The organism is Lapillicoccus sp. (genome assembly GCF_025353065.1).
Taxonomy (GTDB): Bacteria; Actinomycetota; Actinomycetes; order Actinomycetales; family Dermatophilaceae; genus Lapillicoccus.
Genome location: NZ_JANXRJ010000035.1, coordinates 1 through 23,192, shown reverse-complemented (window position 1 = coordinate 23,192; position 23,192 = coordinate 1). Strand labels below are relative to the sequence as shown.

The 23,192-nt window shown below is 71.2% G+C and carries 20 protein-coding genes and 1 pseudogene; 12 read left to right on the top strand and 9 right to left on the bottom strand.

Features of this window, described 5'->3' with window-relative positions:
- Positions 1-42 precede the first annotated feature (42 nt).
- Positions 43-2,073, bottom strand: a complete 2,031-nt coding sequence (locus Q0R63_RS03375; RefSeq protein WP_295693987.1) for a glycosyltransferase family 39 protein — start codon at positions 2,071-2,073, stop codon at positions 43-45.
- Between the two features lie 268 nt (positions 2,074-2,341).
- Between Q0R63_RS03375 and Q0R63_RS03370 the strand changes: the two genes are divergently transcribed.
- The 8 genes from Q0R63_RS03370 to Q0R63_RS03335 all read left to right on the top strand — a co-directional run bounded on the left by Q0R63_RS03370 (position 2,342) and on the right by Q0R63_RS03335 (position 12,437).
- Positions 2,342-3,046 (top strand): hypothetical protein, encoded by a 705-nt coding sequence (locus tag Q0R63_RS03370; protein ID WP_295693984.1) that lies wholly within the window; start codon positions 2,342-2,344, stop codon positions 3,044-3,046.
- A 63-nt stretch (positions 3,047-3,109) separates the two neighbouring features.
- The gene (locus tag Q0R63_RS03365; protein WP_295693981.1) at positions 3,110-3,658 is read left to right on the top strand and encodes a hypothetical protein; all 549 of its coding nucleotides are present in this window, start codon (positions 3,110-3,112) and stop codon (positions 3,656-3,658) included.
- 40 nt (positions 3,659-3,698) lie between these two features.
- Positions 3,699-5,339, top strand: a complete 1,641-nt coding sequence (locus tag Q0R63_RS03360) for a DNA repair helicase XPB (protein ID WP_295693978.1) — start codon at positions 3,699-3,701, stop codon at positions 5,337-5,339.
- Positions 5,340-5,444: 105 nt separating this feature from the next.
- Positions 5,445-6,161, top strand: coding sequence for a response regulator transcription factor (locus tag Q0R63_RS03355; RefSeq protein WP_295693974.1), 717 nt, complete (start codon positions 5,445-5,447; stop codon positions 6,159-6,161).
- A 4-nt stretch (positions 6,162-6,165) separates the two neighbouring features.
- The gene (locus Q0R63_RS03350; protein WP_295693971.1) at positions 6,166-7,668 is read left to right on the top strand and encodes a HAMP domain-containing sensor histidine kinase; all 1,503 of its coding nucleotides are present in this window, start codon (positions 6,166-6,168) and stop codon (positions 7,666-7,668) included.
- A 51-nt stretch (positions 7,669-7,719) separates the two neighbouring features.
- The gene (locus Q0R63_RS03345; RefSeq protein WP_295693968.1) at positions 7,720-9,390 is read left to right on the top strand and encodes a trypsin-like peptidase domain-containing protein; all 1,671 of its coding nucleotides are present in this window, start codon (positions 7,720-7,722) and stop codon (positions 9,388-9,390) included.
- Between the two features lie 273 nt (positions 9,391-9,663).
- Complete coding sequence (locus Q0R63_RS03340; RefSeq protein WP_295693965.1) at positions 9,664-11,712, top strand: AAA family ATPase; 2,049 nt, start codon at positions 9,664-9,666, stop codon at positions 11,710-11,712.
- Positions 11,713-11,780: 68 nt separating this feature from the next.
- Entirely contained in the window at positions 11,781-12,437 is a 657-nt protein-coding gene (locus Q0R63_RS03335; RefSeq protein ID WP_295693962.1) for a hypothetical protein, read from the top strand.
- 42 nt (positions 12,438-12,479) lie between these two features.
- Here the strand turns inward: Q0R63_RS03335 and Q0R63_RS03330 are convergent, their stop codons facing one another.
- From Q0R63_RS03330 to Q0R63_RS03320, 3 genes are all read right to left on the bottom strand, one after another.
- Positions 12,480-13,442: an LLM class flavin-dependent oxidoreductase gene (locus tag Q0R63_RS03330; RefSeq protein ID WP_295693959.1), complete on the bottom strand. Its 963-nt coding sequence runs from the start codon at positions 13,440-13,442 to the stop codon at positions 12,480-12,482.
- Between the two features lie 139 nt (positions 13,443-13,581).
- Positions 13,582-13,932 (bottom strand): hypothetical protein, encoded by a 351-nt coding sequence (locus Q0R63_RS03325; protein ID WP_295693956.1) that lies wholly within the window; start codon positions 13,930-13,932, stop codon positions 13,582-13,584.
- A 50-nt stretch (positions 13,933-13,982) separates the two neighbouring features.
- On the bottom strand, positions 13,983-14,786 hold the full coding sequence (locus Q0R63_RS03320; protein WP_295693953.1) for a DUF4031 domain-containing protein: 804 nt from the start codon (positions 14,784-14,786) through the stop codon (positions 13,983-13,985).
- A gap of 193 nt (positions 14,787-14,979) precedes the next feature.
- On the opposite strand from Q0R63_RS03320, the gene Q0R63_RS03315 reads away from it, so the two are divergent.
- Positions 14,980-16,020, top strand: coding sequence for a heme-binding protein (locus Q0R63_RS03315; RefSeq protein WP_295693950.1), 1,041 nt, complete (start codon positions 14,980-14,982; stop codon positions 16,018-16,020).
- Positions 16,021-16,123: 103 nt separating this feature from the next.
- On the opposite strand, the gene groL is transcribed toward Q0R63_RS03315, so the two are convergent.
- The 3 genes from groL to Q0R63_RS03300 form a co-directional block, all read right to left on the bottom strand.
- Positions 16,124-17,755: a chaperonin GroEL gene (gene groL, locus Q0R63_RS03310; RefSeq protein ID WP_295693948.1), complete on the bottom strand. Its 1,632-nt coding sequence runs from the start codon at positions 17,753-17,755 to the stop codon at positions 16,124-16,126.
- A gap of 362 nt (positions 17,756-18,117) precedes the next feature.
- Positions 18,118-18,555 carry an HIT family protein gene (locus Q0R63_RS03305; RefSeq protein WP_295693946.1) on the bottom strand — a complete coding sequence of 146 codons (438 nt, stop codon included), beginning with the start codon at positions 18,553-18,555 and terminating at the stop codon, positions 18,118-18,120.
- A gap of 40 nt (positions 18,556-18,595) precedes the next feature.
- Positions 18,596-19,033, bottom strand: a complete 438-nt coding sequence (locus Q0R63_RS03300; RefSeq protein ID WP_295693944.1) for a hypothetical protein — start codon at positions 19,031-19,033, stop codon at positions 18,596-18,598.
- Between the two features lie 128 nt (positions 19,034-19,161).
- On the opposite strand from Q0R63_RS03300, the gene Q0R63_RS03295 reads away from it, so the two are divergent.
- Together Q0R63_RS03295 and Q0R63_RS03290 are read left to right on the top strand one after the other, a co-directional pair.
- Positions 19,162-19,731: an ATP-dependent endonuclease gene (locus tag Q0R63_RS03295; protein WP_295693940.1), complete on the top strand. Its 570-nt coding sequence runs from the start codon at positions 19,162-19,164 to the stop codon at positions 19,729-19,731.
- A gap of 103 nt (positions 19,732-19,834) precedes the next feature.
- Complete coding sequence (locus Q0R63_RS03290) at positions 19,835-20,344, top strand: OsmC family protein (protein WP_295693939.1); 510 nt, start codon at positions 19,835-19,837, stop codon at positions 20,342-20,344.
- 134 nt (positions 20,345-20,478) lie between these two features.
- On the opposite strand, the gene Q0R63_RS03285 is transcribed toward Q0R63_RS03290, so the two are convergent.
- Both Q0R63_RS03285 and Q0R63_RS03280 read right to left on the bottom strand, forming a co-directional pair.
- A complete protein-coding gene (locus Q0R63_RS03285) occupies positions 20,479-21,282 on the bottom strand; it encodes a methyltransferase domain-containing protein (RefSeq protein WP_295693936.1) in 804 nt (267 codons plus the stop codon).
- 88 nt (positions 21,283-21,370) lie between these two features.
- The gene (locus Q0R63_RS03280) at positions 21,371-22,363 is read right to left on the bottom strand and encodes a WYL domain-containing protein (protein ID WP_295693931.1); all 993 of its coding nucleotides are present in this window, start codon (positions 22,361-22,363) and stop codon (positions 21,371-21,373) included.
- A gap of 193 nt (positions 22,364-22,556) precedes the next feature.
- Here Q0R63_RS03280 and Q0R63_RS03275 point away from each other — a divergent pair.
- A pseudogene (locus tag Q0R63_RS03275) lies at positions 22,557-23,108 on the top strand (TIGR03086 family metal-binding protein); the annotation flags it as partial.
- Between the last annotated feature and the right edge of the window lie 84 nt (positions 23,109-23,192).

Here is a 23,192-nt window from a genome sequence, read left to right as displayed (position 1 = left end):
CCGGCCCGGAAGTCGGGCCGGCGAAACCTGCTGCGGCAGAGATCAGCTCGCGCCGAGGGCGTAGACCGTGACGCCACCGACCGTCGTCGCGGTGTAGGTCGCGGTCACCCACGTGGTGATCTGCGACCCGACCGTGCTGGTGCCACCCTGGCCGCCACCACTACCCCCGGCACCGCCCCCGCCACCGACGATGTAGTAGCCGATCTTCCCCGCTGCGACATCGGCCTTGAACTGGGCCAACGTGATCGACGGGTCGGACCCGTCCCAGCCCCCGATGGCCATGACCGACGTCCCGCTGGACAGCTCGTAGCCGGCGGCGGTCTGCGCGCCGACGGTGGCCGCCGACCAGGTGCCGGTCGTCACCTCGAGAAGAGTGTCGAGTGATGCGGTGCTCGTGCCCGTCGCCGCCCTGCTGCCGGTCGGCGCCTGACCGCCGCCGAAGTTACCCGTCGGACGCGTGCCCGTCCTACCGCCACCACCAAAAGCACTGCTGGCGTAGCCCGCCGGGCCGGACGTGGGGATCGAGCCGGTGTGAGCCTGCGACGCCGTCGCGATCGTGTGTGCCGCCGAGCCACCGCCGGCGCTCACCGCACCGACGACGAGGGCGACGACCGTGAGCCTGCGCAGGGCGGCCGTGCTGACCACCAGCAGGACCGCGCCAGCAAGACCACCGAAGAGCACGGCATACCGCAGCCACGGGAGCCATGCCGCGGCGTTGCTCTGGAGCATCCAGAACGACCAGCCCGAGGTGACGGCGATCATCGCGGCGAGCACCAGCCGGCCGACGAGCGCGTCGCGTCGGCGCCAGAGGAAGGTGCCGGCGATCGCGATCGTCGCGGCGATCGACGGAGCGAGGGCGACGGCGTAGTAGGGGTGGACGGTGCCCTCCATGAAGGAGAAGACGAGGCCCGTGACAATCAGCGAGCCACCCCAGAGCAGGAGGCCAGCGCGGGTCCGGTCGGTGCGGACGGCCCTACGACCGAGGAGGAGGACCCCGACGAGCCCGACGAGGGCGGCGGGGAGGAACCACGAGATCTCCGTACCGAAGGCGGTGTTGAAGAGTCGGGCGATCCCGGTCGAGCCACCGAAGCCGGCGTTCCCACCGCCTGCGCCGCCGGCACCACCGCCGCTGTTCCCGAAGATCCGACCGAGGCCGTTGTAGCCGATCGCCAGCTCCCACAACGAGTTGTCGGTGCTACCACCGATGTAGGGCCGCGACCCCGCGGGCCACAGGGCCACCAGGGCGATGAACCAGCCCGAGCCGACGACGACCGCGGCCAGCGCGGCAAAAAGATGGAGGATCCGGCGCTTCAGGTCGAGGTTGGCCGCGACGAGGTAGACGAGGGCGAAGGCCAGGAGGACGAGCAGCCCCTGGAGCATCTTGGTGAGGAACGCGAAGCTGATCGCCAGCCCGGCGAGCAGCAGCCAGCGCAGGGCCCGGCGGCTGCCCCCGTCCACGACGCGGCTGGCGTCGACAGCCCGGACGACGCCGTATGCCGCGACGGTGGTCAGCAGCACGAGCAGGGCGTCGGGGTTGTTGAACCGGAACATCAGGGCAGCGACGGGAGTCAGGGCGAGGAGCGCTCCCGCCACGAGGCCCGCGCCGGCACCGGCCCACCGGCGGACGGCGGCATAGGTCACCCCGACGGTGGCGACCCCCATCAGCGCCTGCGGCAGCAGCATCGCGAACGAGGAGAAGCCGAGGACCCGCGCCGACAGGACCATGATCCAGAGCGATGCCGGCGGCTTGTCGACGGTGATCGAGTTGCCCGCGTCAAGGGAGCCGAAGAGCCACGCCTCGAGGCTCTTCGTGCCGGCCTGGACCGCCGCGCCGTAGAACTCGTTGGCGAAGCCCGAGGCCGAGAGACCGACGAGGTAGAGCACGGCGGTGGCCGCGAGCAGTCCGAGGACGGACGGGCGGACCCATCGCGCCTGGTCGGCCGGACCGAAGACCACGCGGTCGACGCGTCCGCGACCGGCCGGCGGACCCGCCGGACCGGGTCGAGCGGCGAGCTCTGCGGGTGGACCGGAGGGCGCCGGTGGCAGCGCGGGTGGGGTCAGCGTGGCGGTCATCGGGCTCTCCTGCGATCAGGCGAGACGTCGCGGATCGGGACGTCGGGACAGGACGAATCTGACGAGCAGGACTGTGCGGCCTCGGTGTCGTCGGTGTGGGGTCGCTGTGCCATTCCTGTTGGCATCGGCGCCGACGGGAACCCCAGCGGGCCGGCTCCCCTCGAAAGGGTGGCACGCGGGGCAAGGGCCGGTAGATTCATCCCCTCAGGGGGCGCCTACGTCGTCGGTTCCCGCACCGCTCCAGGACCATCCGTCGAAGGGCAGAGGAATGAGCACGCACGGGACGGACCCCACGGGGGACGACTACCGCAGCTATACCGACGCGCCCGACCTCGGCGCAGGCGTGGGGCCCGATGGCCCGAAGGACGCGCCGCCCGGGAGCTACGTCGCGCCCGGCACGCAGCCGATGTCGGCGGCGCCACCACCCCCACCCGGCTACACCCAGCCACTGACGGCCTTTGGTCAGCCCCCGGCATACGGCCAGCCACCCGCCTATGGCCAGCCACCCGCCTACGGCCAGCCCCCGGCATACGGGCAGCCACCCGCCTACGGCCAACCCCCGGCATACGGCCAGCAACCCGCTCCGGGCGCGGTCGGCCAGCCGTACCCTGCCTACCCACCCGCTCCGGGTATGCCGTACACCGCCTACGGCCAGCCTGGCGGCTACGGCTACGCCCCCGGGTCGCCCTACGCCGGACCACCGGTCAGCAAGGGTCCCATCATCACGCTGCTCGTGCTGTCGGCCCTGTTGACCGTGGCCACCTGCGTCCTCGGCATCCCGAGCCTGGTGCTGTCGATCATCGCCCTCAGCCGCGCGAACACCGACGGCATCTCGGCCAAGCGGCTGAGCCGCATCGGCTGGATCGTCTTCGCCATCTGCGCCGTACTCACCATCGGGTTCTACGTCTTCCTCGCTATCGGGATGGCCAACTCCAGCTCATCCGGCACGAACAGTGTCTTCGGCAATGCGTAGCCCCGGGTGTCGGGTGAGGTGCGCTGGAGCATCGCTCCGGCCGAGCGCGAGAGGCCCCCGTCCATGAGCGACCCCACACCGGAGCAGCAGCCGCGGCCGCCCGAGAGCCCGACGTGGCCCGGTCGCGGTTTCGCGGCGCCCGGCGGGTTCGCCCCTCCCGTCGGTGGCGCGGCAGCCGGTCCGCCGGCCAACCCCTGGTCGACACCGACCTCCTACGGTGCTCCAGGTCAACCGACCTCCTTCGGTGCTCCAGGTCAACCGCCGCCGCCGCCCGGCTACCCGGCATACCCGAGCCCGCTCGGCCACCCACCGGCTCCGCAGGGCTACCCCACCGCCTATCCCGCTCCGGCCTATGCCACCGTCGCAACGAGGTCGAGCGTCCCCGGTAGCACGGTCACCCTGCTCGTCCTGTCCCTCGTGGGGATCGTCCTCACCGGCATCATCGGGATCCCCAGCGCGATCATCGCTGCCCTGGCCTGGCGCCAGCACTCCGCCGACCCCGTCGCGGCCCGCAGGCGGACGACGTCCGGGTGGATCTGGTTCGCGGCCAACTTCGCCGTCGGCATCCTCCTGCTCATCCCGTTCTACATCTGGGTGTCGAACAACCAGTGAGCGGAACAACCTCCCGCGCCCCGGGGTTGGACAGCAGACCATGACTGACGGCCCCCTCATCGTCCAGAGCGACAAGACGCTGCTCCTCGAGATCGACCACCCCGGCGCCGAGGACGCCCGCCGCGCGATCGCCCCCTTCGCCGAGCTCGAGCGTGCCCCCGAGCACGTGCACACCTACCGCGTCACACCGCTCGGCCTCTGGAACGCCCGGGCCGCGGGCCATGACGCGGAGAAGGTCGTCAACGCCCTCCTCACCCACAGCCGGTATGCCGTGCCGCAGGCCCTGCTCATCGACATCGCCGAGACGATGGACCGCTACGGCCGGCTCACCCTCGAGAAGGACCCGACGCACGGGCTGACGCTGCGCACCACCGACCGGCCGGTGCTCGAGGAGATCTTGCGGCACAAGAAGATCCAGCCGCTCCTCGGGGTCCGCATCGACGACCTCACGGTCGCCGTCCACCCCTCCGAGCGTGGCCACCTGAAGCAGGAGCTGCTCAAGGTCGGCTGGCCGGCCGAGGACCTCGCGGGCTACGTCAACGGCGAGGCCCACCCCATCGAGCTCGACACGTCCGACTGGTCGCTGCGGCCCTACCAGCAGCAGGCCATCGACGGCTTCTGGGACGGCGGCTCGGGCGTGGTCGTGCTGCCCTGCGGCGCGGGCAAGACCCTCGTCGGCGCAGGCGCGATGGCGGCCGCGAAGGCGACGACGCTCATCCTCGTGACCAACACCGTCTCCGCGCGGCAGTGGAAGGAGGAGCTCATCCACCGAACGAGCCTGACGGAGGAAGAGATCGGCGAGTATTCGGGCTCCCGCAAGGAGATTCGTCCAGTCACCATCGCCACCTACCAAGTCCTCACGACGAGGCGCAAGGGCGTTTACACCCACCTCGACCTGCTCGACGCGCGCGACTGGGGCCTCATCCTCTACGACGAGGTGCACCTCCTGCCCGCGCCGATCTTCCGGATGACCGCCGACCTGCAGGCGCGGCGGCGTCTCGGCCTGACCGCCACCCTGGTGCGCGAGGACGGCCGCGAGGGCGACGTCTTCTCGCTCATCGGGCCGAAGCGCTACGACGCTCCGTGGAAGGACATCGAGGCCCAGGGCTACATCGCGCCCGCGGACTGCGTCGAGATCCGGGTCTCCCTGCCCGAGGGCCAGCGGATGGCCTACGCCATGTCCGAGCCGGAGGAGCGCTACCGCATGTCGTCGTGCAGCAGCGCCAAGACCGGCGTCGTCGAACAGCTCGTGCGTAAGCACAAGGGGGAGCCGACCCTCGTCATCGGCCAGTACCTCGACCAGCTCGACGTGCTCGCCGAGCGCCTCGGTGCCGACCTCATCACCGGCGAGACCTCCGTGGCCGAGAGGCAGAAGCTCTTCCACGCCTTCCGGGTCGGCGAGATCGACCTGCTCGTCGTCAGCAAGGTCGCGAACTTCTCGATCGACCTGCCCGAGGCGAGCGTCGCCATCCAGGTCTCCGGCACCTTCGGGTCGCGGCAGGAGGAGGCCCAGCGCCTCGGCCGGGTGCTTCGCCCCAAGAGTGACGGCCGGACCGCGCACTTCTACACCGTGGTCGCCCGCGACACGGTCGACGCCGACTTCGCCGCCCACCGCCAGCGCTTCCTCGCCGAGCAGGGCTACGCCTACCGCATCGTGGACGCCGACGACCTCACCGTCTGACCCACCCCCAAAAACCCCGCCCCGCCCCAAAACCCCCCGCCCCACGGGAAAACCCGTCCAGCGGACATCCAGCAGACTCACAGACTTGGGGGCCACACTCGCAGGGTGACGGACACCATTGCCCATGAAGCGAGCCTCCTCGTCGTCGAGGACGAGCCCAACATCCGCGAGCTGCTGGCGACCTCTCTGCGGTTCGCCGGCTTCGAGGTCTCGGTCGCCGCAGACGGGCAGAGCGCCCTCGTCAGTGCCTCCGAGCACAAGCCCGACCTCGTCGTGCTCGACGTGATGCTCCCCGACATGGACGGCTTCGAGGTGACGCGTCGACTGCGCGAGTCCGGTCGCCAGCTCCCCATCGTGTTCGTCACCGCGCGCGACTCCGTCGACGACAAGATCAAGGGCCTGACCGTCGGCGGCGACGACTACGTCACGAAGCCGTTCAGCCTCGAGGAGGTCGTCGCCCGCATCCGGGCCGTCCTGCGCCGCACCCGTGGCGACGAGGACAGCACCGCCACGCTGATCTTCCACGACCTCGAGCTCGACGACGACAGCCACGAGGTCCGCCGTGGTGGGCGCGTCATCGAGGTCTCCCCCACCGAGTTCAAGCTGCTGCGCTACCTCATGCTCAACCCCAACCGGGTGCTGTCGAAGGCGCAGATCCTCGATCACGTGTGGGACTACGACTTCCGCGGCGAGTCCGGGATCGTCGAGTCCTACATCTCCTACCTCCGCCGCAAGATCGACACGGTCGAACCGGCCATGATCCACACCAAGCGCGGCGTCGGCTACGTGCTGCGGCTGCCCCCGGGCAGCCCGGGCGCGTAACAGCGTGACCGTCGGAGCCGGCCTGCTCCCTCGCACCCGGGCCCGACTCCAGACCCTCCCCCTGCGCGTCCGGCTCGTCGCGGTCGTGGTGCTGCTGCTCGCCGCCGCTCTGGCGGCGTCCGGTCTCATCGTCAACGTGCTCCTGCGCAACTACCTGCTGGCGCGCACCGACGACGAGCTCCATACGTACGCCAGCATCGCGAGGCAGCTCGACTACCCCACCGACCCCACCGCCGTGACCCCGCCGGTCATCCAGCCCAACTTCACCGTCCAGATGAGCGTGCTCGACGGCTCGGCCCCGCTGACCCTCTTCGCGGCGGTCACCGAGCCGACGGCCCAGCCCGCCATCCCCGTCCTGTCCGCGAGCGACCCCAGGGTCGTGCGCTCCACCCCCTTCACCGTCCGCTCGCAGACCAACGACGACATCCGGTGGCGGGTCATGGCCGGGGTCGACGACCAGCGCGACGCAGTGTATGCCGTGGCCGTCCCGTTGCGCACGCTCGAGGAGACGCTCAACCGCGTCATCATCGACGCGTCGCTCATCGGCCTGGGCGTCCTCGCGGCGAGCGCGCTGATCGGCTGGTTCGCGGTACGGCGGTCCTTCCGACCGCTGAGCCGGATCGAGGACACCGCCGCCGCGATCGCCGCCGGCGACCTCACCCAGCGCGTCCCCGAGCGCTCCACCAGCGACGAGGTCGCCTCCCTCTCCCGCTCCCTCAACCAGATGCTGACCCAGATCGAGCAGTCCTTCGCCGTCCGCGAGGCCTCGGAGGAACGGATGCGGCAGTTCGTGGCCGACGCCTCCCACGAGCTGCGCACGCCGCTCGCGACCGTGCGCGGCTACGCAGAGCTCTACCGGCAGGGCGCCGTCAACAAGCCGGAGGACGTCACCGGCGCCTTCGACCGGATCGAGAGCGAGGCGGCCAGGATGGGCAGCCTCGTCGAGGACCTCCTCGTCCTCGCCCGGCTCGACGGCGAGCGACCCCTCGCCCAGGACGACGTCGACCTCGCCGTGCTCGCCGGCGACGCGACCCAGGACGCCCGCGTGCTCGCGCCGGAACGGCGGGTGCGCCTCGTCGGGCTCGGCGGTCCCCTCGGACCGGTGCACGTCATCGGCGACGAGCCCCGGTTGCGCCAGGTGATGACCAACCTCGTCGGCAACGCCCTCAACCACACCCCAGCGGGGACCGCCGTGGAGATCGCGGTCGGCCACGGCCCCGGGGAAACCGCACTCATCGAGGTCCGCGACCACGGCCAGGGCATCGACCCGCAGCGGGCCCGTCGGGTCTTCGAGCGCTTCTACCGCACGGACCCCTCGCGCAGCCGGGCCCGCGGATCGGGTGGCGGCAGCGGTCTGGGCCTCGCCATCGTCGCGGCGATCGTCACGGCCCACCGGGGCAAGGTGGGGGTTGCGCAGACACCTGGCGGGGGGGCGACCTTCGTGGTCGAACTCCCACAGGCGGTTCACAGCCTGAGCCAAGCCGAGGCTGACGCTGGGTCGATGTAGTGGACACCAGACGTGAAAACGACCACCCCACCTGGGATAAGGACTAGAGACATGACCCAGCAGACCCACCCGACGAACTCCTCCGGCGACAGGGACCACGACAGCACCTCTGGCGCCCCGAGCGCCGACCGCGAGGTCGACCGCACCACGTCGGGCGCGCAGACCTCGGAGACCCCCGCAGCCCCCCTCTGGTACGGCGACCCGGCCCCCTGGCGCGCTCCCTCGAGCGACTACGACCCCTTCGGTCGCCCCGACCCGTCGCGTGAGAGTGCCCCACAGCCCGGCGCTGACGGCGGCGGCGGTGACTACCCCGGCAACTACGCCACCAGCGGCTATGCCGCCCCGGCGGCACCGATCGCCCCGGGTGCCACCAGTGCGAGCACCACAACGACTGCGCCGGGTGCGCCGCTGCAGGGTCCGGGTGGTGCCCCGACCTCGGAGGTGCCGATGTCCTGGCACCCGGAGTCACCGGCATACCCCAGCGGCACGGCCTTCGGTGGCGACGGCGGCTGGGGTGGCCCCCACGGGAGCACCCCACCCCCGCCGCCGGCGCCGCCGTCCAAGCCGCGGGGCAATCGGCGGGTCGTCGAGCTGTCCGCCGTGGCCCTCATCGCCGCGGTGCTGGCCAGCGGTGGCACCTTTGTCGCGGCGCGCTACAGCCAGCCCGCGGCAACGGCATCGAACACCCAGACCAACAACGTGCCGGCTCCGGTGATCCAGGCGAGCGCCAACAACCCCGACTGGACGGCCACGGCCAAGGCCGTCTCCCCCAGCGTGGTGTCCATCACGGTGGCGAGCCAGCAGGCGGAGGGCCAGGGCTCGGGTGTGATCATCAACTCGCAGGGCAACGTCCTGACCAACAACCACGTAGCCACGGGCGCCGGGGCGGGCGCGACGATCGCGGTCACGCTCAACGACGGCCGCAACTACGACGCGACCATCGTCGGCACGGACCCGACGACCGACCTGGCGGTCCTGCTGATCAAGAACCCGCCCAGCGACCTCAAGCCGATCTCCTTCGGCAACTCCGACGAGCTCACCGTCGGCCAGCCGGTAATGGCCGTCGGCAACCCGCTCGGCCTCGCCGGCACGGTGACGACGGGCATCGTCTCCGCCCTGAACCGTCCGGTGACTACCGCCGCGAGCGACGCCACCCCGTCGCAGGGCAGCCAGGGGAACGGCCAGTCGCAGGACCAGAGTGGTGACGTCAACACCAACGCCATCCAGACGTCGGCGGCGATCAACCCCGGCAACTCCGGTGGCGCCCTCGTCACCGCCAGCGGCCAGCTCGTCGGCATCAACTCCTCGATCGCGTCGCTGGGCTCGTCCTCGAGCGGTGCGCAGAGCGGGAGCATCGGCATCGGCTTCGCCATCCCGGTCAAGGAGGCCAAGTCGATCGCCGACCAGCTCATCGCGACGGGCACGGCCAAGCACGCCTACCTCGGTGTCTCCGCCAGGGACACGACGGTGACGGCGAACGGGAGCAAGCGGGCCGGCGCCCTCATCGACTCCCTCTCCGCCGGCACCCCGGCGGCGACGGCCGGGCTCAAGCAGGGAGACGCGGTCATCAAGATCAACGGCAACTCGATCGAGTCCTCCAAGTCCCTCGTCGCCACCATCCACGAGTACAGCGTGGGCGACAAGGTCACCGTCACCGTCGTCCGCGGCGGCGCGCAGCAGGACATCCAGGTCACCCTGGCCGCCCGTCCCGGCCAGGGGTAGGGGGTCCGCGGCCCGCCTTCTTCCTGGTTCGCGGGCCGCGACCTCCGCCTGGGGCCTTCCGCAGATCACCTGAGCGCTCTCCGGAGCTGCCCGTGGCTCGCGGAAGGCCCCTTCCCTGCTCCCACGTGTTGCGGTGAGATCCGCGAATCCGGGGTCCGCGTTGGCCCATTCGCGGATCTGGCCGCAACACGTCGGGTCGAGGTGGTGGCTACGGGAGGTACGGTGAGCGACTGCCCTGCACTCCCGCTCGCTCCCGGAAAGGCTCCCGTCGTCATGCCCACCGACATACTCGAGCCCACCCCGGACCCTGAGCTCGCGCGGGAGCAGGACTACCTCGCCCGGGCCCGCACCGAGCTGGCCCGGATGCGGGACAAGACGCTGAGCACCGAGCGGGCCGCGGGCGACGCCGTCTCGGACGCCTTCCTCGCCAACACCCTTGCGCGCCGGGCCGCCTCGCTGGTCGACGACCCGACCTCGACGCTGTTCTTCGGTCGCCTCGACCTCGAGGGGGCGCCGGCGCAGGAGCACGGCCACGAGCGGTGGTATGTCGGGCGGCGGCACGTCAACGACGAGCTGGGCGACCCGGTCGTCATCGACTGGCGGGCCGACCTCTCCGGCGCCTTCTACCGCGCCTCGCGCACCGAGCCGATGCACGTCACGCTGCGGCGGCGCTTCGGCATCGACCGCGGCCGACTGACGGCGTTCGAGGACGAGCACCTGCAGGACGCGGGTGAGCACGACGTCCGGAGCGACATCCTGATGAGCGAGATCGAGCGGCCGCGCGTCGGGCCGATGCGCGACATCGTCGCAACCATCCAACCGGAGCAGGACGAGATCGTGCGCGCCGACGCCGCGACGACGATCTGCGTGCAGGGAGCACCTGGGACCGGCAAGACGGCGGTCGGCCTCCACCGGGCCGCGTGGTTGCTGTATGCGTTCCGGGACAAGCTCGCTCGCTCCGGGGTGTTGGTCGTCGGGCCCAACCGGGCGTTCCTCGACCACATCGGCGCGGTACTGCCCGCCCTCGGCGAGATCGAGGTGCAGCACACGACGGCCGAGGAGCTGGTCGCGTCGGTGCCGGTGAAGGGCAGCGACTCCACCACCGCTGCCGTGCTCAAGGGCGACGCCCGGCTGGCCGCAGTGTTGCGCCGTGCCGTGTGGGCGCGCGTCCGGCCGGCGACCGAGCCCCTGATCGTGCCGCGCGGCGCTCGGCGCTGGCGGGTCCCGGCCTATGAGGTGGCCGAGATCGTCGACGAGCTGCGCGCTCGCAGTGTGCGTTACGAGGCGGCGCGACAGATCCTCCCGCAGCGGCTCGCGCACCACGTGCTGCTGGAGATGGAGCGCAGCGGCGACTCCCCCGACGACCGGGTGCAGGACGCTGTCGCGCGCAGCACCCCGGTCAAGGCGTATGCCGCGACGCTCTGGCCCGCGGTCGATCCGCGGGCGGTGCTCTTCGAGCTCTGGAGCGATCGTGCCGTGCTGGCCGAGCACGCCGACGGACTGCTGACTCCTGAGGAACAACAGATTCTCCTGTGGGACAAGCCTCCTCGCGCCAAGGGGACGGCCCGGTGGTCGGCGGCCGACACCGTGCTCCTCGACGAGATCGCCGACGTCTGCGAGCGCACGCCCAGCCTCGGGCACGTCGTCCTCGACGAGGCCCAGGACCTCTCGCCCATGCAGCTGCGCGCCGTGGGACGCCGGTGCTCGACGGGGTCGGCGACGGTGCTCGGCGACATCGCGCAGGGCACGACGCCATGGGCGACCGCGTCGTGGGAGGCGTCGCTCGGGCACCTCGGCAAGCCCGACAGTCACATCGAGATCCTCGACCGGGGGTTCCGCGTGCCGGCCCTCGTCATCGACTACGCCGCGCGGCTGCTTCCGGCGATGGCCCCGGGCCTCGGCGCCCCGGTCTCGGTGCGGGACAACCCCGGACGGCTCGACTTCGTCAGGACGACGGTCGCCGACCGCGACCTCGCGGTCGCGCGGGTGGTGACCGAGGCGGCCGCCGAGCCGGGGTCCGTCGGGGTCATCGCCCCCGCGGCATACCTCGCCTCGATCTCTGCGGCCCTGACCGCTGCCGGCCTCCCCCACGGCATCCTCGGGACGGATCACGGCGACGTCACCCATCAGGTCGACCTGGTGCCCGCGACCGTGGCCAAGGGGCTCGAGTTCGACCGGGTCGTCGTCGTCGAGCCCGCGCGGATCGCCGCCGACGAGCCCGACGAGCGCACCGGCCTGCGCCGCCTCTACGTCGTCCTCACCCGCGCCGTCTCCGCCCTCACCGTCGTCCACGCCGAGGCCCTGCCGGCCGCCCTCGACTGACCCCGACGTGTTGCTGCCGTTGGGGGGAGCCGCGGGCGCCGCGGTAGCCCGTCTGGGAGGATTGGGCGGTGCCGGCCCTCATCACGTGGTGGACCCAGGACCTCGGCCTCCTCGCCCCGGACGCCGACCCCAGGGCCGTGCAGGCCGTGGGCGAGGACCTGCTGCGGCGCTGGGCCGACCCGGCCCGGCGATACCACTCGTCGACGCACCTCATCGAGCTGTTCCGAGGGCTCGAGGAGATCGAGGAGGCGGGCGAGCTCAGCGCCGGGGACGCGACCGTCGGCCGGATCGCGGGCTGGCTGCACGACGCGGTCTACGACCCGGCGGCACCGCCAGGGCGCAACGAGGCAGAGAGCGTGGAGCTCGCCGCCCGGCTGCTGCCGACGGTGGGGCTCACGCCGGCGACCGTCTCACGGGTCGAGTCGCTGGTCCGGATGACGGATGGGCACGACCTCGCGTCGGTCGCCGACGACCCGCTCGCGGCGGCCTTCCACGACGCCGACCTGGTCATCTTCGCCGCGGCTGCGGAACGCTTCGACGACTACGACGACCTCGTCCGGCAGGAGTATGCCCACGTCCCCGACGACGCCTTCCGCGCCGGCCGCCGGGCGATCCTCGAGGACTTCCTGGGCCGCGACCGGCTCTATGCCACCGACCACGCCCACGCGCAGTGGGACGGGCCGGCGCGCGTCAACCTCCGACGGGCCGTGGACCGGCTCGGCTGAACGCGCGCGGCATACGTTCCAGCACGAAACCGCTTGTCGAGCCTAGCTCCTCGTGGTGAGCGCGATGACGTCGTCGACCTGTCGGCGGGCGACCTCGAGATCGGTCGCCGGGAAGAACGCGATGCCCGTCGCGCCGGCCGCCTCGACCGCGGCGACGTGCTCGGCGGCGTCGTCCAGGGTGCCGATGGCGCCGATCGTGACCCACTGCTCACGCGGCATACCGGCGAGGGCGTCGGGTCCGTGACCGGCGCGTTCGATGAGGTCGTCGTAGAAGGGGAGCAGCCGCAGGGCGGTGTCCTCGTCGGTGCCGAGCACCTGGATCAGCCAGGGCGCCATGGTGGCGTGGGCGGTTGCGGCGTCCTCGGTGACGCAGAAGTTGGTGAAGGTGACGACGGCGAAGTCGGGGCGCGGCGACGCGGCGGTCTCCACCGCCCAGGTCACGTATGCCGCGGGGCACGGACCCGCGAGCACGAGGCCGTCGCTGACGCGGCCGGCGAGCGCCATCGAGCGCGGGCCCCGGACGCCGGCGAGCACCGGGGGTGTCGGGGTGGGCACGTGCGCGAGGCTGACGTCGGCGAGGTGGACGGTGGTGCCGTCGACCGTGACGGTCTCCCCGGCGAGGAGCCGGCGGACCGCGACGAGCGTCTCGTCGAGCGTCGTGACCGGCGACTTGGGCCGGACGCCCATCTGGCCCATCCAGTACTGGATGCCGTGGCCGACCCCGCCGATCACCCGGCCCGGCGCGATGCTGCTCAGGGTCGCGATCTCCATCGCCGTCATCGCCGCGGTGCGGGCGACGGCGGGCAGGATGCCGAGCCCGACCGTGAGCCGCTCGGTGACCGCCAGCGCCGCTGCTGCAAGCGGCGGGGCGGTCGTGAAGAAGCAGTCCTCGATGAACCACATCTCGTCGACCCCACCCGCCTCGAGCCGACGGGCGAACTCCGTCACCGTCGACCCCGGGAACGTCCGGTCGAACACCATGCCGATCTTCGCGCGCTCAGTCATGCCACGACCTTAGGTGCCGCCACAGCCCGAGCGGGCCGGCGGGGAGTGGTGGACCCCCTCCTGGGGGGCCAACGCTCCCGACGAACCTTGCTCGACCGTATGCCGCGTGGCGTCAGGGAAGGACCAACGGTCGTGCGCACTACCTCACCGCTGACAGCTGTTGGACGCACCAGGCGAAGTGGCCGTCCTCGGGACCGGAGCCGAAGCAGCCGGCGGTCGCCAGTGCGTAGGCGCTGCGGTAGGTGGCGATGCTCGTCGCTCTTGTCCCGAACCGGGACGCCATGGCTGCCGTGAGGTTGGCGGTGTTCTCGACCGCGGATGGACCGTACACGTCGTAGATCGCCGGGGCGATCGCGACGTCGACATCGGCGTCGTCGCCCGGCCGGTAGTGGTCACCCAGCAGCCCTCGGTAGGACTCGGCGAGCGGCCGCGGATGGGCACAGTCCAACGCCACCTGCCGTACGAACGGCCGGCCGCCGTCGTCTTCCATCGGGACACCTGGCTGGAGGTCGTCATCCCCCGACGGTATGCCGCGTGGCGTCAGTCGGCGCGGTCGACGAGGTCGGCGAGGTGGGCGAGGTGGGCGACGAGCGGCCACCAGAACTCGTGACCGCTGAGGGTGGCGAACCCCTCTCGCGCCAGCCACCGCCAGCCGTCGACGTCATCGGTGGACGCGACAAGGTCAGGGCCGACGCCGAGAAGGTCGGCAGAGAAGAGCTGGAGGTACGAACGCCCCTCTCCCCAGCGGCCGCTCGTCCCCTCAGCTCCCGGTCGCACGTCGAAGCGCTCGTAGCCGGCAGGTGTCAGGTCGGCCACCTCGAGGACGATCCCCGTCTCCTCGAGGACCTCACGAACGGCAGCGTCGGCGACTCCCTCTCCCGGTTCGACCCCGCCCCCCGGCGGCCCCCAGGACTCACGCCCCGGCGTGTGGACGACGGCATACCGGCCCCGCCCGTCCCGGATCAGGACCATGGCGGCGACCACCAGCCCACGGTCGAAGACGACGTCGGAGGCGATGAGGTCGACGTCCATGACCGTGCCGTCCGGGGTCGCGACGTCGCGCACCCGGGCGACGGGTCGGTCGCCGCGCCGCTTGCGGATCCGCAGCCCGCTGGCGATCAGCCGGCGGACGAGGTCGGCGCCGGTCGTGGCGGTGGCACCGGCCGCCAGCACCGCGGCATACCGCTGCTGGGGCACGTCGTAGTGGTCGCCGTGGAAGCTGCGCGGGTGCAGCCCGGCACGCTCGGCGAACGCGTGCAGCTCCTCCAGCGAGGTGTCGCTGACGAGGTGGGCGAAGACCGTGCCGTGCCGCGGCCAGATGGGGTGGTCGATCCAGATGGTCATCGGGTCAGACGCTAGCCCGTCCGGGCCGTGCCCAGGATCTTTGCGGTATCAGCATGCCGATCCGGCTCTCCTTATCCACGGTTGGGTGCCCGTGCCAGCACGGAAGCGGCCGACCAGTCGTCACGGAGACGATCGAGAAGGGGCAGCCCTCGCCTCCGCACCAGGGTCATCCACACACCAAGGAGAGCGCACCATGACCATCGAGATCAACCTGCCCGGCGACACCAGGATCGACCACCTGAACCAGCCGGACGCCCGGAGGCTGCAGGTGCCTGCTCCCGGCAGCCCTCCGGACCCCGACCTGGGGCCGTTCCAGCTGCTGCCCGGGACCTGGGCCAACATCGACCCCAGCCAGCCCGGCGGCGGCCCGGCAGCGGGACACGGCTGGAACATGATCGCGCTGCCCTTCGCCACCGCCGACGGCTCGCCACCCTTCCGGCTGCTGCTCAACCAGTTCAACGAGACCCTGACGTTCAACCTGGTCGACAAGGCCGTGCCGAACCGCGGGATCAGCGCCAACCCCCTGCAGGAGAGGGACCAGTTCGACGTGACGCTGGACTACGTCCAGTCCGTCGGTCAGATCTCGGCCACGGACAACCCACGCAGCACCTTCGCCGACCCGCAGTCCAAGCCGGTCCACCACGAGCCGGGGCTCTTTCTCAACATGGTCAACCGGACTCCCGCCGGCAACAACATCGCCCGACTCGGTTCGATCCCCCACGGGGACTCGGTGCTGGCCATCGGCAAGAGCTCGACCATCGCCGGTCCGCCGGCCATTCCGGCCGTCGACGGACTTCCCATCGGCGTCGACCCCGACCCCCACGGACCGGGGGCCCACTACCTGGCGCCCTACCTGGCCTTCGACGCGAACCCGTTCAAGGGAGTGCTGGCCGGTGTGGCCGGGTTCCCGGGGTTCAACCCGCTGCACCCGCACCTGCTCCTGGCGGGGGCGCTCGTCGGCCAGAACATCACCCGGACAACGGTGCTCGACCTGTCGACCGAGACCTTCACGGCCGGGATCCACAACATCCCCTTCGTGACGCACCAGGCCAACCCCACCTCGATGACCTCGACCTTCTGGATCGAGGAGATCGACAACGGCGACAACACGACGACCCTCCAGCTGCAGTACCTCCAGGTCGTCCTGCTCGACTTCTTCCCCCGGCCGGACAACCAGCCCGGGCTCATCCGGTGGCCGCACGTCAGCATCAACACGATGCGGAAGATCGCCTGACGGGACAGCGGAAGGGCGGCTCCCCCTCTCGGGAGAGCCGCCCTTCCTGCTGGCGTATGCCGTGGTCAGCCCGAGCCCTGAAGCCCTGGCCGGGAGGCTGGGACTAGAAGCCCATGCCGCCCATGTCGTCGCCGCCGCCGCCGGGCATGCCCGCGGGGGCCTTCTCCGGCTTGTCGGCGATGACGGCCTCGGTCGTGAGGAAGAGCGCGGCGATGCTCGCAGCGTTCTGCAGCGCGGACCGGGTCACCTTGACCGGGTCGTTGATGCCGGCCGCGAGCATGTCGACGTACTCACCGCTCGCGGCGTTGAGGCCCCAGCCCTTGTCGAGGTTGCGGACCTTCTCGGCCACGACCCCACCCTCGAGCCCGGCGTTGATGGCGATCTGCTTGAGCGGAGCCTCGGCCGCGACGCGCACAATGTTGGCGCCGGTGGCCTCGTCACCCTCGAGCGAGAGCGTGGCGAAGACGGTCTTCGTGGCCTGGATGAGGGCGACCCCACCACCGGCGACGATGCCTTCCTCGACCGCGGCCTTCGCATTGCGGACGGCGTCCTCGATGCGGTGCTTGCGCTCCTTGAGCTCGACCTCGGTGGCCGCGCCCGCCTTGATGACGGCCACGCCGCCAGCGAGCTTGGCGAGCCGCTCCTGGAGCTTCTCGCGGTCGTAGTCCGAGTCCGACTTCTCGATCTCGGCCTTGATCTGGTTGATCCGACCCTCGACCGCGGTGCGGTCCTCGGTGTCCTCGACGATCGTCGTGTCGTCCTTGGTGACGACGACCTTGCGGGCCTTGCCGAGCAGGTCGAGGTCGGCGGTGTCGAGCTTGAGCCCGACCTCCTCCGAGATGACCTGGCCACCGGTGAGGATCGCGATGTCGCCGAGCATCGCCTTGCGACGGTCACCGAAGCCGGGAGCCTTGACGGCGACCGACTTGAAGGTGCCCTTGATCTTGTTCACGACCAGGGTCGCGAGCGCCTCACCGTCGATGTCCTCGGCGATGATGAGCAGCGGCTTGCCCGACTGCATGACCTTCTCCAGGAGCGGCAGGAGGTCCTTGACGCTGCTGATCTTGGAGTTGACGACGAGCACGTAGGCGTCGTCGAGGACGGCCTCCATGCGCTCGGTGTCGGTCACGAAGTAGTGCGAGATGTAGCCCTTGTCGAAGCGCATCCCCTCGGTGAGCTCGAGCTCGAGACCCATCGTGTTGGAGTCCTCGACGGTGATGACGCCTTCCTTGCCGACCTTGTCCATCGCCTCGGCGATGAGCTCGCCGATCTGCTCGTCGGCGGCGGAGATCGACGCGGTGGCAGCGATCTGCTCCTTGGTCTCCACCTCGACGGCGGACCGGAGCAGCTCGGCGGCGACGGCGTCGACAGCCTTCTCGATGCCGCGCTTCAGCGCCATCGGGTTGGCACCGGCTGCGACGTTGCGCAGACCCTCGCGCACCATCGCCTGGGCGATGACGGTGGCCGTCGTCGTGCCGTCTCCGGCGACGTCGTCGGTCTTCTTGGCAACTTCCTTGACGAGCTCGGCGCCGATCTTCTCGTAGGGGTCCTCGAGTTCGATCTCCTTGGCGATGGACACGCCATCGTTGGTGATCGTGGGGGCGCCCCACTTCTTCTCGAGCACGACGTTGCGGCCCTTCGGGCCGAGGGTCACCTTGACGGCGTCGGCGAGGATGTTCATCCCTCGCTCGAGTCCGCGGCGCGCCTCTTCATCGAAAGCGATGATCTTGGCCATTCGGGTGGTTCCTCCCACGCGAATCGATGTGGAGACCACCACGGTGCCCGCGACGGACGATCGGAGGTCCTGCGCACGTCGGTCGCACGCACTTCCCCGACCTCACCGGAAGTGGTCAGGATTGTCACTCTCATGACGAGAGTGCTAACGCCATTATTGGCACTCTCCCCCCGAGAGTGCAAACGGCCGACGGCACCGGTATGCCGCGTGCTCGCTCGGCCAGTGGGGTCCGCTGGGCTCCGCTCGCGCGCCTCACAACCCCGCTTGTTGCTTCGACAGTGCCCAAACCAGCCCGAAATGTCGCAAGGAAGGGCACGGCAGAAGCAACAAACGGGGTTTTGGGGGCGAGGGCGACGGCGGCGTCAGGGGGTTGAGGGGGGCGGAAGGGCGGCGGCGAGGCGGGCGGCATACTGCCGCCCCTCGTCGGGTGAGGCGTATGTCGTCCGGGGCCAGAAGAAGCCGCGCAGGCCGTCGCCCTTGGTGCGGGGGACGACGTGCAGGTGCAGGTGGGGGACGGACTGGCTGACGACGTTGTTCATCGCGACGAAGCTGCCCTGGGCGCCGAGCCCGTCGACGGCCGCCTGCGCGAGCCGTTGGCCGGCTCCGAGGAACGGCGCAAGGAGGCCGACGGGCAGGTCCAGCAGGGTGTCCACGTGCGTGCGCGGGACGAGCAGGACGTGGCCCTTGAAGACGGGCCGCGTGTCGAGGAAGCCGAGCAGGTCAGGCTCGTCGAGCACGAGGTATGCCGGTTCGGCGCCGGTGGCGATCGCGCAGAACAGACAGGGCTGGGTCGGGCTCATCGGTTCGAGGAGGGCGAGACGCCGGCTCGGGCGGGCCGGGTCAGGACGGCAGCTGGGTGCGCAGCGACCCGTCGGCCTCGGACGAGACCGGGTCGTCGAGGTCACCGATGAAGACGGCGACAAGATGGCGCGCCGGGTTGGACTCGACCTCGTGCAGCAGGTGGCGCCAGGAGACGAGGTTGGGGTGCTCGACGCTCGTGCAGGCCTCGGCCGGGGCGAGGCCGTCGATAGCGTGCTTGAGCTCGGCCGTCGTCAGCTCGTGGGTCTGGGTGCCGTGGGCGTAGCCGATCGTCTTGGCGAGGACGAGAGCCGGCAGGTAGCCGTCGCCGATGTTGACCAACGGGAAGTCGAACTCCGCCGACGAGGTCGCACTGGTGAGTCCCACCGCGTGCACTGCCGGCGGCTGCCAGCCCTCGATGGAGGCGGCGATCGTCTCGCGCACCGCAGCCAGCTGCTCAGGGGTGGTCCACTCGCTCATACCGGCCAGCGTGTCATATGCAGCCGTCCACCCACCTCCCGGATTGGGGTGAACCCGCGTCATCGATGACGCGGTTCCACCTCGATCGGGGAGGGGCGGGCGGGCGGGGGGTGCCGGATACTGGGCTGGTGGAGAGCCCGGGGACCGTGCTCGTCGAGGGCGAGAGCGACCGGCTGGCCGTCATCGCGGCGATGCGACGACGGGGGCTCGACCCCGACGCCTACCGAGTGGTCGCGATGGGTGGGGTGACCAACATCGGGCGGCACCTGCGCGAGCTGACGGCCGAGCGCGAGGACGTCCTGATCGCCGGGCTCTGCGACGCCGGCGAGGAGGGGGTGGTCGTGCGGGCGCTCGGACAGGCCGGTTTCGGCACGGCCCTGGACCGGTGGGACCTCGCCGCGCTGGGGTTCTTCGTCTGTGTCCAGGACCTCGAGGACGAGCTGATCCGCGCCCTCGGGATTGACGCGGCCCTGACCGTGGTCGAGGCCGAGCACGAGCTCGGGGCGTTCCGCACGATGCGGCAGCAGCTCGCCCAGCGCGACCGGGCGCGCGAGCAGCAGCTGCACCGCTTCCTCGGCAGCGGGTCGGGGCGCAAGATCCGCTACGCGCCGCTGTTCGTCGAGGCGCTCCCGGACGGCGCCCTCCCCGAGCCGCTCGCCGGGCTGGTCGAGCACCTCGGGCGGTGGGGTGCGGGCTGAGCCGGCTGAATCGGCTGAGCCGACCGCGGCATACGCGACGGCGTTGTGCGGGACTGTCCGGGCGGAGGGGGTGACCGACACGCAGCCGGGTTAGCGTCGGACCATGGACAAGGACACCCTCACCGCACTGCAGGCGCCGCTCAAGGAGCGTTACCGCGACGACGCGGGCTCCGCGCTGATCACCCTCAAGGCCTCCGGCCGACTCGGCGAGGGGGTCTCGTGCTCACTCGACACGGGGAAGGCGATGGCCGAGGCCGGACTGCACCCGGCCGCCGGTGGTGACGGGAGCCAACTCTGTTCTGGCGACATGCTGCTCGAGGCGCTGGTCGCCTGCGCCGGCGTCACCCTCAAGGCGGTCGCGACCTCACTCGGGCTCGCCGTCAGCGGCGGTTCGGTGCGGGCGGAGGGCGACCTCGACTTCCGCGGCACGCTCGCCGTCGACCGCGACGCACCCGTGGGTTTCCGGGCGATCCGGCTCGCCTTCGAGGTCGAGACCGACGCCACCCCCGAGCAGCTCGCGACCCTCGCCAAGCTCACCGAGCGCTACTGCGTGGTCTGGCAGTCGCTGCGTCAGCCGCCCGAGGGGTCGGTGACGGTCACCGCCGTCGCCTGACCGCTGTGGCTCGGCACCCCCTTGCGTTCCGGACACCCGTTTTAGCAAGTTCTGGGCCGGATCTGGCGCCGGGACTTGACAAAACGTGTGTCCGGAACGCAAGGGGGGGGTGGCCGGTATGCCGCTGGGCGGCGTCAGGCGCGCGCCAGGATCTCGCCGTTGAGGACGGCGAACCACGCGTCGGGGTGGGCCGCCCAGGCGCGCCAGCCATCGGCGAGCTCCTCGAGCCGGTCGGGGGTCGCGAGCCCCCGGGCGACCGCCTGCTCGGCGAGAGCCGACTGCGTGACGCGGTCGGCCCAGAGCCCGCCCCACCACTGCCGCTCCGACGCCGAGGCGTAGCACCACGTGTCGGCGGAGCAGACGACGTCGTCGAGCTCGGCGGCGTGCGCCCAGGCCAGCAGGTGGCGGGCGGCGTCCGGCTCGGCGTGGTTGCCCCGGGCGACCTGCTCGTAGAGCTCGAGCCAGTCGTCGAGCCGCCGGTCGGCGGGAAACCAGGTCATCGCGGCGTAGTCGGCGTCCCGGACCGCGATGGTGCCGCCGGGGCGGCACGCGCGCCGCATCTCCTGCAGTGCGGCCACAGGGTCGGTGAGGTGCTGCAGCACCTGGTGGGCGTGGACGACGTCGAACGTGTCGTCCGCAAAGTCGAGCGCGTAGACATCACCGATGGCGAACTCCGTTGTCGTGTCGGTGCGCTCGCCTGCGTTGGCGCGCGCCACCTCCAACGGCGCCTCCACGGTATCGATTCCCACGACTCGACCTGGCGCCACGTGCGTCGCGAGGTCGAGAGTGATGGTGCCCGGACCGCAGCCGACGTCGAGGAGAGCCATCCCGGGAGCAAGACGCGGCAGCAGGTATGCCGCGGAGTTGGCTGCCGTGCGCCAGGTGTGTGAGCGCAGCACCGACTCGTGGTGCCCGTGGGAGTAGATGTCGCTGGGCATGCTGTGTCCGATCAGTGAGATGTCGATCTCGTCCCTCGGACACTACGCCTGAGAAGCGCGGCCAGCGCACTGCGCCGCGATGTGGACCTCAGGCGTGTATCGCCAACGCCGCCTGCGCCCGGTCGATCATGTCCTGCCGCAGCAGGGGAGAGTCGAGCAGCCTGATCTGACCCCCGAACCCGAGCAGGAGCGAGACCGCGGCCTCGTGAGCGCGCAAGGAGACTCGGAGCACCGGCCAGTCGGCGGTCGTGGCGTTGCCGCTGACAGAGCGACCGACGATCGTCTCGGCCGAGGTGCCCGACGAGGCCTGGGAGCCCGCGATCAGCCGAAAGCGTTGCAGCGCAACCGGGTCCACCGCCACCGTGAAGACGGTGGCACCCTCGCTCGACTCGAAACGCGAGCGCACGCGATCCCACTCGGCCGTGAGGTCGAGGTCCACCGGGATGAGGGCCGGCTCGTCGAGCAGGGTCGCGGCGGCGATGCGCGAGACCCGGTAGCTGCGCACCTCGCTGTCACGAGCCGCCAGGAGGTACCAGCGGCCGGCGTTCTCGACCAGCCCGTAGGGGTCGACGGTTCGTTCCTTGGGGTCTTCGTCGCCCATCCCTTTGTAGGACAGCAGGACTCGGCGATGCCGGACGGCAGCGTCGCGGAGCTCCGGCAGCATCGGCACCTCCTCGGCCGCGGCGAACCAGCGCCGGCGGTCGACGACGACGACGGCCGCGAGCGCGTCGGCCCGCTCCAGCGCCGGCTGCGGGACGGTCGCGGCGAGCTTGGTCAGGGCGGTCGCCAGCTGCGGTCCGAGCCCGAGATCCGTGACAGCGGCCCGGCTCGACCAGGCGAACAGCGCCTGGGCCTCCTCGGCGCTGAGACCGCTCACGGCGGTCTCCCAGCCCTCCATGAGCACGCATCCACCCCCTCGGCCCTGCTCGCAGTAGACCGGCACCCCGGCCGCCGACAACGCCTCCATGTCGCGCAGCACGGTGCGCTCCGAGACCTCGAGCAGCTCGGCGAGCCGGCGCGCGGGCAACCGGCCGTGGCGGCGCAGGAGGTAGAGGAGCTGGAGGAGTCGGTCGGCCCGCATGCCCTCCAGTCTCTCCCACAAACCTGACACAGGATGTCTGGTTACCGCAGAAGGATGGAGACATCACCACCCACCACCCCCCTGGAGGACCCGATGACTACCACTCACGCCGAGGACACCACCCGCACGACTCCCACCGGCCCGGGGACACCGGCGCCCGACCCGCGTCCAGCCCTGGCCCACGCTCGACCAGGCCGGCCGACTCGTGCACACCGTGACCCTCGACGACCTCGACCGTCCCACTCCCTGCAGCGACTACACCGTGCGGCAGCTGCTCGGACACCTCGTCGCCGTCGAGCGACGGATCGTCCACATCAGCCACGGCGGTCGCCCCGACGACACCACGCGCCTCGCCACCGACGTCGCCGACGCGGATTGGCCCGGAGCCTGGGACCTGGCCCGCGTCGACCTCGATGCCGTGATGGACGAGGACGGGATCCTCGACCGGACCTTCGCCCACCCCGCGGGCCAGTTCCCCGCCCGTCAGGCGATCTTCGCCTACGTCAGCGAGGTCGCCGTGCACACCTGGGACCTCTCCCGCGCCATCGCCAGCCCCATCCCCCTCGACGACGACCTCGCCGCCGCGACGCTCGGCTCCGTGACCGCGTTCCTTCCCGCCGAGCCCCGGGGTGGCGGGATCCCCTTCGGGCCGGTGGTCGCGGTCGAGGCCGAGGCCGAGGCGACGGCATACGACCGGCTCGTCGCCTGGATGGGCCGCGACCCGGGCTGGACCCCGGCGACCTGAGCCCGCGCGGGACAGCAGGAGCCCAACCCCTAGAGGGTTGACGCTGCGTCAAGGGGTTGACGCTGGTTATAGCCAGCGTCAACC

Coding starts and splice junctions, on each gene's coding strand:
- Q0R63_RS03340 (WP_295693965.1), top strand. CDS start 9,664: ATGCCCACCGACATACTCGAGCCCACCCCGGACCCTGAGCTCGCGCGG.
- Q0R63_RS03300 (WP_295693944.1), bottom strand. CDS start 19,033: ATGAGCGAGTGGACCACCCCTGAGCAGCTGGCTGCGGTGCGCGAGACG.
- Q0R63_RS03315 (WP_295693950.1), top strand. CDS start 14,980: ATGACCATCGAGATCAACCTGCCCGGCGACACCAGGATCGACCACCTG.
- Q0R63_RS03360 (WP_295693978.1), top strand. CDS start 3,699: ATGACTGACGGCCCCCTCATCGTCCAGAGCGACAAGACGCTGCTCCTC.
- Q0R63_RS03325 (WP_295693956.1), bottom strand. CDS start 13,932: ATGGAAGACGACGGCGGCCGGCCGTTCGTACGGCAGGTGGCGTTGGAC.
- Q0R63_RS03330 (WP_295693959.1), bottom strand. CDS start 13,442: ATGACTGAGCGCGCGAAGATCGGCATGGTGTTCGACCGGACGTTCCCG.
- Q0R63_RS03290 (WP_295693939.1), top strand. CDS start 19,835: ATGGACAAGGACACCCTCACCGCACTGCAGGCGCCGCTCAAGGAGCGT.
- Q0R63_RS03285 (WP_295693936.1), bottom strand. CDS start 21,282: ATGCCCAGCGACATCTACTCCCACGGGCACCACGAGTCGGTGCTGCGC.
- Q0R63_RS03280 (WP_295693931.1), bottom strand. CDS start 22,363: ATGCGGGCCGACCGACTCCTCCAGCTCCTCTACCTCCTGCGCCGCCAC.
- groL (WP_295693948.1), bottom strand. CDS start 17,755: ATGGCCAAGATCATCGCTTTCGATGAAGAGGCGCGCCGCGGACTCGAG.
- Q0R63_RS03370 (WP_295693984.1), top strand. CDS start 2,342: ATGAGCACGCACGGGACGGACCCCACGGGGGACGACTACCGCAGCTAT.
- Q0R63_RS03345 (WP_295693968.1), top strand. CDS start 7,720: ATGACCCAGCAGACCCACCCGACGAACTCCTCCGGCGACAGGGACCAC.
- Q0R63_RS03375 (WP_295693987.1), bottom strand. CDS start 2,073: ATGACCGCCACGCTGACCCCACCCGCGCTGCCACCGGCGCCCTCCGGT.
- Q0R63_RS03365 (WP_295693981.1), top strand. CDS start 3,110: ATGAGCGACCCCACACCGGAGCAGCAGCCGCGGCCGCCCGAGAGCCCG.
- Q0R63_RS03305 (WP_295693946.1), bottom strand. CDS start 18,555: ATGAGCCCGACCCAGCCCTGTCTGTTCTGCGCGATCGCCACCGGCGCC.
- Q0R63_RS03320 (WP_295693953.1), bottom strand. CDS start 14,786: ATGACCATCTGGATCGACCACCCCATCTGGCCGCGGCACGGCACGGTC.